The organism is Facilibium subflavum (assembly GCF_003574485.1).
Taxonomy (GTDB): domain Bacteria; phylum Pseudomonadota; class Gammaproteobacteria; order Francisellales; family Francisellaceae; genus Facilibium; species Facilibium subflavum.
On record NZ_QLIT01000309.1, the window covers coordinates 1 to 2,300 of the forward strand.

The 2,300-nt window shown below is 38.5% G+C and carries 2 protein-coding genes; both read left to right on the plus strand.

Translation table 11 applies throughout. From position 1 onward, the window contains the following. Positions 1-76 precede the first annotated feature (76 nt). Positions 77-1,732 carry an ABC transporter permease subunit gene (locus DNK84_RS13605; RefSeq protein ID WP_407920626.1) on the plus strand — a complete coding sequence of 552 codons (1,656 nt, stop codon included), beginning with the start codon at positions 77-79 and terminating at the stop codon, positions 1,730-1,732. A 131-nt stretch (positions 1,733-1,863) separates the two neighbouring features. Further along, on the plus strand, positions 1,864-2,214 hold the full coding sequence (locus DNK84_RS13610; RefSeq protein ID WP_119345003.1) for an ATP-binding cassette domain-containing protein: 351 nt from the start codon (positions 1,864-1,866) through the stop codon (positions 2,212-2,214). Positions 2,215-2,300: the final 86 nt, after the last annotated feature.

The following is a 2,300-nucleotide window of genomic DNA, read 5'->3' on the forward strand; positions in this document are numbered from 1 at the left end:
AGAGATGTCTACTCGACATATTTCAATTATCTCATGGCGCAAATATCTGAATATTCGCTATCAGGATATTGTTTTCATGGCACTTGTTAGTCTAAGTGTTTTAGCACTTTATTATGCTTGGATTGGTATGCATCAAAGCTTTATTAGTGAGGCTTCTGTAGCATCGATTTCTTTAAATCCAGTACACCTGCCTTATTGCACGTTGCGAACGGTGATGCGTTTGTTAATCGGAATGATATGGTCATTTGCTTTTGCCTTACTGGCAGGGTACTTTTGTGCTAAAAACAGACATATTGCACGGGTTGTATTACCTATTATCAACTTTATGGAGTCCGTACCGTTACTGGGTTTTTTAACGTTTACCACCGTATTTTTCCTGTTGTTGTTTCCTAAATCTGTCATGGGGCTTGAAGCCGCCGCTATTTTTGGTGTTTTTACCAGTCAGGCGTGGAACATGGCATTAATTGTTTATCAGACGATTAGGATTGTGCCACAGGAAGTTATTGATGCTGCTGATGTATATCATCTAAATGCGTGGCAGAGGTTTTTCAAAATTGAACTACCTTATTCTGTGCCAGGGCTTTTATGGAACACCATGGTATCACAATCTGCAGCCTGGTTTGCGCTGGTTGCAACAGAAGCAATTCCAGTAGGGACAAAAACAGTGATGTTACCAGGCGTTGGTGCTTATATCAGCATTGCCTTGGAGCATGCGAACATTACCGCTATTTTCTACGCATTGATTGCAATTATATTAAGCATTGTGTTTTTTGATCAACTTCTTTTTCGTCCACTGGTAAGATGGTCAAAAAAGTTTAAATATGAACAGATTAATGTAGCAACAGAACACCATTCCTGGATGTATGTACTATGCCAGCATTCACTCGTGTTTACATTTGCCCGAAAGCTTGTAAAACAGCTGGGATTTTATTTTATGCATTTACCCACCATTCTGGCAAAAAAGTGCTGCCTGCCAAATATTATCATACCCTTATCTTTAAGGAATTTCATAACAGCGATTTGGTATATGAGCGTTATCTTTTTAAGTGTTTGGGCTTTGGTTTCTCTATGGGGTTTTTTTCCCAATGGCAATATGAGTTATTTGCTACCTTTAATGTGGCAGACAACATATCGTGTTGTCATTGCCATGCTACTTAGTGTGTTAATTTGCACACCACTTGGTATTTGGATTGGGATCTCAGCAAAAAGAGTACGATTTTTTCAACCCGTCATTCAGGTGATGGCAGCAATCCCACAACCTATTTTCTTTCCAGTTGTTGCGATTATTTTAATGTTAGGAGGTGGCAGCTTAAGCTTTTGGACAATTCCACTCATCATGACTGGTACGTCATGGTATGTCTTATTTAATGTGATTGCTGGTGCTTCATCATTACCAAGCGATTTAATTGAAATGGCGCAAAGCTTTAAGCTTAGAGGGATTAACTGGTGGTTTAAATTTGCGATCCCTGCCGTGTTTCCGTATGTGGTTTGTGGAATTATTAGTGCTGCAGGTGGTGCCTGGAATTCAGCTATTGCTGCTGAGCTTATTAGTTGGGGTGGTAAGACAATTGCAGTAAGTGGTATTGGCGAGCTTGTGGCAGTCACAACAAACAATAATCAGATTCCAGAAGCGGCCTTGGCTGTCTCGGCGATGTGTGTACTTGTGGCATTGTGCGTGATTTTTATCTGGAAGCCACTTTATAAGCTTGCTGAAACAAAATACAAGATTTAGTTTTAACCATTGCTGTCTTACACCTTGTAAAAAAAACCGCAAATGACCAGGTGATTTTTATAAGGTGTAAATCAGCATATATCAATCGTAAAGTGGCCCGTGATGGGTAAAAATATCAAAGGGGAATAAAAATGCTAGCGACAAAAAATTTAATAGAATGCCGTAATGTCGAGCTTCATTTTAACAAAGATAAAAACCAGACTTTAACCGTATTAGATCGTATTAATTTTAGCTTAAAAGAAAATGAAATCGTTGCAATTCTTGGTAAATCTGGTGCAGGTAAGTCAACATTCCTTCGGATTATGGCTGGGCTTTTAATGCCAAGTTATGGCAGTGTCTTATATAAAGAAAAGCCTGTTACAAAGCCTTTAGATGATATGGGCATGGTATTTCAAAATTTCGCACTTCTGCCTTGGCTTAATGTTAAGGAGAATGTTTTATTTCCCGACTTTGACACTTTTCAAAGTTATCCACAGGTTTGAAGAAAGATATTTTTGCTCAGGCCTTATTTTATAAGGGTTTTTGTCTTCCAAAAAGGTCAATTTGTAGTGCCTAGTAAAAATATTAT